At 52.3% G+C, this 6,985-nt stretch carries 6 protein-coding genes; 1 reads left to right on the top strand and 5 read right to left on the bottom strand.

Annotated features, from left to right (window positions below; translation table 11 throughout):
* Positions 1-320 precede the first annotated feature (320 nt).
* Together Q0605_RS07950 and Q0605_RS07945 are read right to left on the bottom strand one after the other, a co-directional pair.
* Positions 321-1,361, bottom strand: a complete 1,041-nt coding sequence (locus Q0605_RS07950) for an isoaspartyl peptidase/L-asparaginase (protein WP_298705896.1) — start codon at positions 1,359-1,361, stop codon at positions 321-323.
* Positions 1,362-1,774: 413 nt separating this feature from the next.
* On the bottom strand, positions 1,775-2,212 hold the full coding sequence (locus tag Q0605_RS07945) for a DUF417 family protein (RefSeq protein ID WP_298705893.1): 438 nt from the start codon (positions 2,210-2,212) through the stop codon (positions 1,775-1,777).
* A gap of 464 nt (positions 2,213-2,676) precedes the next feature.
* Between Q0605_RS07945 and Q0605_RS07940 the strand changes: the two genes are divergently transcribed.
* Positions 2,677-2,877: a hypothetical protein gene (locus tag Q0605_RS07940; RefSeq protein ID WP_298705890.1), complete on the top strand. Its 201-nt coding sequence runs from the start codon at positions 2,677-2,679 to the stop codon at positions 2,875-2,877.
* A 17-nt stretch (positions 2,878-2,894) separates the two neighbouring features.
* Here the strand turns inward: Q0605_RS07940 and Q0605_RS07935 are convergent, their stop codons facing one another.
* The 3 genes from Q0605_RS07935 to Q0605_RS07925 all read right to left on the bottom strand — a co-directional run.
* Positions 2,895-4,115, bottom strand: a complete 1,221-nt coding sequence (locus Q0605_RS07935) for a thiamine-phosphate kinase (RefSeq protein ID WP_298705887.1) — start codon at positions 4,113-4,115, stop codon at positions 2,895-2,897.
* Positions 4,116-4,777: 662 nt separating this feature from the next.
* Positions 4,778-6,142: a hypothetical protein gene (locus tag Q0605_RS07930; RefSeq protein WP_298705884.1), complete on the bottom strand. Its 1,365-nt coding sequence runs from the start codon at positions 6,140-6,142 to the stop codon at positions 4,778-4,780.
* Between the two features lie 598 nt (positions 6,143-6,740).
* A partial coding sequence (locus tag Q0605_RS07925; RefSeq protein ID WP_298705881.1) for an EexN family lipoprotein occupies positions 6,741-6,985 on the bottom strand: 245 nt, incomplete at its 5' end.

The following is a 6,985-nucleotide window of genomic DNA, read 5'->3' as shown; positions in this document are numbered from 1 at the left end:
TCTCATTTTACCGCCTTGATTTTATGTGGCGATATTCTACCTAAAATTTTAGCGCCTTGGTATCAAAAAATATGGATTTCGGTAAAATTTAAGGCCCAGCGGAACTTAATACCCCTTGATTTGAGCCTGAGTTAAAGAGAGCCGATTTTAAATAGAAAATTCGCGCTTTGTCAAGGTACTGAAAGTAAAATTTAACCGAATTTGGCCTTGTCAAAGCGCTTGATCGATGAGGGCGCCAAATTTGATAGACGTGTGATAAAAAGCGTATTATTCTCGCTATTTGATTTAAATTTAGCCCCGCAAAGGGGCTAAATTTACGCTTATTTCTCGCCAAGCGGCCAATAAACGATCGGTTTGGCTCCGAGTCTTGCCTCGCCGTGATACATGCCAAGCTTGTCTTTCGTCCACGCAAAGCCGGTATGTCCGTGCTTGTCGATCGAGATGATACCGCCGCTGCCGCCGAGCGCTTTGACCTCTTTTACCGCTTCTTCGGCGGCTTTTTGCACGTCTTGCGTTTTGTATTTATAAAGAGCTGAGACCTCGTGCGCGGCGTTTACGCGCATGTAGATGTCGCCCGTGCCGGTGCAAGAAACCGCCACCGAGTCGTTATCTGCGTAGGTTCCCGAGCCGATTATCGGGCTATCGCCGATGCGGCCGGTCATTTTGTTGGTCATGCCGCCGGTGCTGGTCGCTGCGGCTAGGTTGCCGTTTTTATCCAGCGCGATCGCGCCCACGGTGCCAAGATACGGGCGCTCGTGCAAATTTAACGACGTCTTTTTCGCCTTTTCGCTATCAAGTAGCAGCTTTTGTTTCTCTTTAGCCTTTTGCAGCGCGTCGTATCTAAACTGCGTGAAAAAGTACTTCTGATCGACCATCTCTAGGCCGTTTTCTTTAGCGAGCTTGTCGGCTCCCTCGCCCGCAACTAGCGTATGCCACGTCTTATCCATCACGATCCTGGCGCCTAGGATTGGGTTTTTGATATGCCTCGCCATCGCGACCGCGCCCGCTTTTTTGGTCGAGCCGTCCATGATCGAGGCGTCGAGCTCGTTAAATCCGTCGGCGGTAAATACCGCGCCCTTGCCCGCGTTGAAATTCGGATCGTCCTCAAGCACCATTATCGCCGCCGTTACGGCATCCATCGCGCTGCCGCCCCGTTCAAGCACGGCTTGACCCGCTAAAAGCGCTTTTTTCATCGGCTCTTCGCGGATTTTAAATTCCTCCTTGGTTAGATCAAGCCCGCTGGTGCCGCCGTGAATGACGATAACCGGGCTAAATTTCTCCTGCGCATTCGCAGCCGTTAGCCCGAGCAGGGCCAGACTCGCCGCCATAAAAACGGCCTTTGAGAGTGAAAAGTGCTTCATATCTCGCCCTTTCGAAAAAATTGCAGAATTTCTAAGAAATGATATAACTTTGCGCTTTTCGTTTCGCTTAATCAAATGCGAATTCAGCCGGATATAAATCTAATACTTTGAGATTAGAATTAAGCTTTCGCTGTCAAATTTAACGCGACTCAATTTGTGGCACAATCTGATAGGTCGATTTAAATTTTATAAATTTGAGTTTGAGCGTTGGCGAAATTTAATTACTGCAGCTCGATAAATTTCAACCGCGCGTCATAAAATTTTAGCGCGCGGCCGTATTTTAAACGGCGCTACGCAAGCAAGCTCAAGCACGCCCCCGCCGGCAAAGCAGGCTTTAAATCAAAACGCCTCAAGCTCGCCGTGCGCGATCATTTAGTGTTGCGTCGGAACCGACGCCAGTATGTTTTGACGGCTCAATCGCAGCTTTTTTCTCCGCGGCAAAGGCGCGCCAGGTCGTATTTTAGCAGCATCAAGCCGAGGCCCAGCAGGAATAGGTCTTTAAAGATAAAGCCGTCGATCTTGCCTAGCTGCGGCAGTAGGCTGAGCGTGCTCAGCGCCATGACGATCACGATGAGATCGCCCACGATGCCCGTCTTCGGCTTGAAAAAGCCCGCGATGAGCGAGAGATAGCCCACGGTCTCCACCACGCCCAAAAAATAGCTCGCGCCGGCGTCCCCGAGCGCTGACGGCAAAAACGAAAGCCACGTCTGCGAAAAGAGCGGCTTTAAAGCCTCCACCTCGAACTCAAACCACTTGTAGTTGCCCATCACGGCAAGCACGATGATAACGGAAAGTCTGGCGAATATAATATCCGCGTCGCCTGCGACAAATTTTTTTACGATCTCCCTCATACGGCTCCTTTGTAAATTTTGTAGCGGTATGATAGCGAGCTTGCGTGTAGGCTACGTGAAGAGGCGAAATTTCAAATTTCAAATTCCGCGGCTCCGCAAAATTTGAAATTCCATGCCGCGCGCCGTAAAATTTTAGCGTGTGCATCGTATGATTTAACGTGCACGCCGTAAAATTTTAACGTGCATACAAAATTTTAAAATTCGCGCCCAAATTTAAGCTATAATCGCTTCAAATTTTAAGGAGCCGCAAATGCTAAAATCATATCCTCTTACGATGCAGGGCGCGGAGTTTCGCGGGCACGGCGTGACGGTAAGGGCGGGCACCTATATGCCGTGAGTGCGACAAACGACGGAACCGCGATGTACGCCGTCTGCGCGGATATTTAAATTGGACAGATTAAAATTCGGCTTATAGTTGTAGATTAAATTTAAACGCAAGGCTTGAAGCGTCGAACGCTTTGGATATGAAATTTACCTATTTGAGGCTCATGTCCGCTAGCCGCAGCACCCTTGCGAGCCGCATCCCATCTCTCGCCCATTCGGAAAATGCCAAAAACCGCGAATTCTTTGGTATAAAGCACGCCGTAGCTCACTTACTAAGTAAAATTTACTCGCTTTGCGTGCCGTTTCGAACTGAAATCCAAACCCCGTGCCTTAAAATTTAAAGCGGTCGCGGCAAATTTCAAGACTCGAAGTGGTGTGAGCTGCCGCGAAATTCCATCGAGCTTTGCGGCGTGCGCGGGCAAACCTCGGCGATGATATTGATCGAAACGCCCGCCTTAGCGGCAATCGCGTAGATTTTGGGCAAAAATTTCGGTGCGAAGCTAAACAAAATCTCATACTCCTCGCCGCTTTGCATCGCAGCCTCGCTAGGACGGGCGATCCAGCGCGCACCCACGCCGCTAGCCTCTAGCAGTCGGGGCAAGTCCTGCGCGAGCCCATCGCTAATGTCCATCGCCGCGCTGATGAGCTTCGCCGCCTTGTAAACAAACTTATCGCGCAAGACGGGCCTGACGAAGCGCGAATTCTTTGAAATTTTTGTGCGCAGATCCTCGCGCAAGCGATATGAACCACTACCCGGCACAGGATTTTCGCCTGCAAAGCTTTGCGACATAGAATTTTCGCATGCGAGGCTTTGCGCCGTAGGGCTCTTGTGATCGTCTCTGCTCTGCGACACAGAATTTTGCGCCGAATTTTCGGCGTCCAGGCTCGGCGGCTCGACGTACGCAGGCAAAATTTTATCGTCCAGACTTTGCGGCTCAAGGTCCAAAATTTGCATTGCCGAAGTTTCGGCGTACAGACTCTGTAGCTCGGCGCGAGCAGGCGAAATTTTATCGCCCGAGCTTCGTACCTCATCGCTTGGGCCTTGCAGCGACGAAATTTTATCGTTTCGGTTTTGCGTCTGCGAGCTAGCGGGTAAAATTTCATCTCTTAAAAGCACCGTCAGATCGCGCCCGACGCTACCCAGCTCGCCAGTATGCGCAATGAGATCGCCTACGCGCGCGCCGCTGCGAAACACGGGGCGCTTGCACTTGCCGATCAGGCTCACGCTAAGCGCGATGCGATCCGAGCCGATCGTGTCGCCGCCGATGATCCGTATGCCCCACTCCCGCGCCGTTTCGCTCACGCCCGCGCATAGCTCGTCGATCTCGCGCGTACCGATCTCGCGCGGCAGTGCAAGCCCCAGCAGGGCGTATTTGGCGCGCGCGTTCGTCGCGATCATATCCGAGATATTTACGAGCATCGCCTTTGCACCGATCTCGCGCAGGCTCAGCCAGCCGCGGCGGAAGTGCACGCCCTCGACAAAAAGATCCTTGCAATACGCCCGTTCGCCGATCACGGCGCAATCATCGCCGTTAAGCTTCGATCTAAATTTCTCAAAAATATACCGCTCTTTATCCATGCGCCCTCCGTTAAATTTAGCGTTACGCCGCAGCCGCGCGAAAGCTAAGAAGCCCGAATTTGTGGGCCTTTGTTTAAATTTCGTCGCGCACGCGCAGCAGGAGTTCTACGCTCCGCTTTGCAAGATTATAGCGTAAATTTAGATTTTCGCCGCGCGAGTTTGGCTGTGGTTCGGTGCGGCTCGATAGCAAAATTAGAAATCGCGTGAGTTTTGGAGCTTTAAGGCGGCTCGGTACGGACGAGGTCTGCGATAAAACGGCGCCCGACTGACGCACAAGCAGTCCCCAAAGCCAGCTCTAGCTCGCCGCGGCACCGAACCACAATCATAGCGCACTCAAAAGCGCCCACAAAGCTTCATACGCTAGCAAAATTGCGGCTTTTAATGACCGCAATTGTAAAGACGGTGCGATGCGAAGATAAATCGCCGCGCAGGCACGGATGCTGCTTCAAATCTACGGCGCGGGTATAAAAATTTTGCTTTCAAAATCGGGTCTCAAAAACGTGAGCTCCGCCATGCAGTCTAAATCCGCCGCAAGCCCGCACCGCCCCCAAACGAAATAAAATTTCGCCGCGTCCTAGGCGCTCAAACCGCGCAACGCCCCAAGCCGAATTCATCGCAGCGCAACGGCAAAATTTCACGAAATGCCGCCGCCCGGTAACCCGCTAGCCCTTCTTTAGCTTCCTAAGCTCGCGCAGAACCGCCGCTTTGTTCTTGCTATCTTTTAGCGCATCGTAGCACTGCGCTAGTAGCTCTAGCGCGTGGACTAGGGCCTCTTTGTAAGCCGGTAGCTGCTGATATGCCAAAAGCGCCGCCGCATCGTCTCTCATTGCCGTAAAATGCCCCAGCGCCGCAGACGGATCGCCGCGTATCATCGCGATCTCGCCTAAAATTTCGTGTCCGTCGTAGCCCGAGTGCTCGTAGGCGGTGCCGCGCATGCCCTCGTAGAGCTTTACCGATCTGTCCGCGTAATCCTGCGCCGCAGCTAGATTTTTCTGTGCATAGCTCGCAGAAATTTTACTCGCGCCCGCCTCTTTGTAAATCGTCAAAAATTGTCGTGCGATCTGTAGATAAAGCCTGCCCGTATCGGGATCCGTCGCATCCGAGAGCTCCGCTGCGGCAAGCAGATGCTCTAGCGCTGCGGCACACTCGCCTAGCCCCGCATACAGCTGCGCGTAATCCCGCGCGAGCGAAGCCCTACGCGCGCGCTCGTCCGATCCATCATCTATAAACGGGCGCAGATGCAAGCAGTGCGCCTCCCATACGGCCAAATCCCTCAGTGCGCGACGTTTGGGCTCGGGTGCGGGCTCATTCAAAGCGGAGCTAGCCTTGGCGCGCAGATACTCGCACGCGCCGCTAGCTCTGCCTTCGGCCTCGTAGGGATCGGGTGTGAGCGTTTGCAGTCGGGCGAAAATTTCCTCCGCACGCACGGGATCGCTCTGCAAAAACATAGTCCAAATAAACAGCGCTCGCTGATATTCGCGCGCAGCACCCTTACGATCGCCGCGAGCCTCGTAGATGTGCCCGAATGTATAAGCGCTCTCGTAATTTACGGCATCGGCATATATCTCCGCCACCCCGCTTCGCATGGAGTTTGCGTCCGTCGCCAGCGAGACGGCGGCGTCGGTATCGCCGCGCTGCAGGGCGATCCGCGCACGGACAAATCTGCTAAAAATCCGCCCTACTTCGATGTGCTTTAGCTCGCTAAGCTCCTGTGCCCGCACGGCAAGCTCTTCGGCGCGAGAGATCTCTTTGGCAAGCAGCGCTCGATCGGCATTTTCTAGCAATCTCCAAATTTCGCGCATAGAAGACGCGGTGGAATTTTTAGCGGCAGCATTCGCGGAGGCTCTGTTTTTTGTCGCGGAAATCTCGGACGGGGCGGAATTTTTGGCGGCATTGCCTGTACCGGTAGAATTGGCGGTATCCTTTACGATAGCGCCGTTTGCGGCATGGGTATTTTCGGCGGGCAGCGGGACCTGCGCGCAGGCGGCAAGAAACAAGCCGAGCGCGACGTAGAGTAAAATTTTCATAGGCGACCTTTGGAATTTTAGCCCGATTATAGCAAAACAAAGTTTAAATTCCTCGGCGGCGGAGCCTGCGTAGAGCGGCGAGCCGGCCCGGATGAAATTTTAAATTTTACCGAGCGGCATTGGTAAGCCGCGCGAGTTTGGGCGCGGGCTTCACGGTACGGCTCGATAGCGAAATTGGCAATCGCATGAGCTTTGGGGCTTGGGCGTGGCTCGGTATGACTTGATGCGGACGGGGCCCGCGATAAAACAGCGCTCGAGGCTGTTTCTTGCATGCGCCCGCCTACGCGCACTCGCGCAGATGACGGCTCTTTAAACGGCGAGTTTGAAATTTTAAAATTTAGCGTAGCCGCAACGATATTAAATTTAAACGCTGCGTAAGCGTAGCGAGTCAAGTAAGGTTTTTGTCGAGCCGCTCGCGACAAAAGTCATATCGGACGTTTGAACGCACGCGGCTGCAAAAGCTGCAAAGAAATTTGAAAAAATTGAAGCTACTTAATGCTCGCCATTAAGAATTCTGTTCTCTTTCTCTCTTTAAATTCCGCTTCAGAAAGACCATTATTAGCGCATTTGCGCTACTACTTTCAGAAATTTGATCATTTTAGTTTTTACTTTGCTCAAAGCCCAAAGAAGCGTTTCTGCAATCTTTGTCAACCTTTTCGCTTCTGCGTTCCATTTTTTTGCATTCAGCAATACGTTCTTTAGCTATTTGCGGATTTTCTTTGAAATAAGAAATTGTTCTTGGCTCTTTTTCGTCCTCTCCGCATCCGGCAAGACCCAAACCTACGATAGCCATAAGGCTCAACAAAAAAATTCGTCTCATTTTTTCTCCTTTTAAATGGTGCC

The sequence above is a fragment of the uncultured Campylobacter sp. genome, assembly GCF_938017705.1.
Taxonomy (GTDB): domain Bacteria; phylum Campylobacterota; class Campylobacteria; order Campylobacterales; family Campylobacteraceae; genus Campylobacter_B.
The sequence above is the reverse complement of the archived record's forward strand: the minus strand, read 5'-3'. Positions and strand labels throughout refer to the sequence as shown.

Coding starts and splice junctions, on each gene's coding strand:
- Q0605_RS07945 (WP_298705893.1), bottom strand. CDS start 2,212: ATGAGGGAGATCGTAAAAAAATTTGTCGCAGGCGACGCGGATATTATA.
- Q0605_RS07950 (WP_298705896.1), bottom strand. CDS start 1,361: ATGAAGCACTTTTCACTCTCAAAGGCCGTTTTTATGGCGGCGAGTCTG.
- Q0605_RS07930 (WP_298705884.1), bottom strand. CDS start 6,142: ATGAAAATTTTACTCTACGTCGCGCTCGGCTTGTTTCTTGCCGCCTGC.
- Q0605_RS07935 (WP_298705887.1), bottom strand. CDS start 4,115: ATGGATAAAGAGCGGTATATTTTTGAGAAATTTAGATCGAAGCTTAAC.
- Q0605_RS07940 (WP_298705890.1), top strand. CDS start 2,677: ATGAAATTTACCTATTTGAGGCTCATGTCCGCTAGCCGCAGCACCCTT.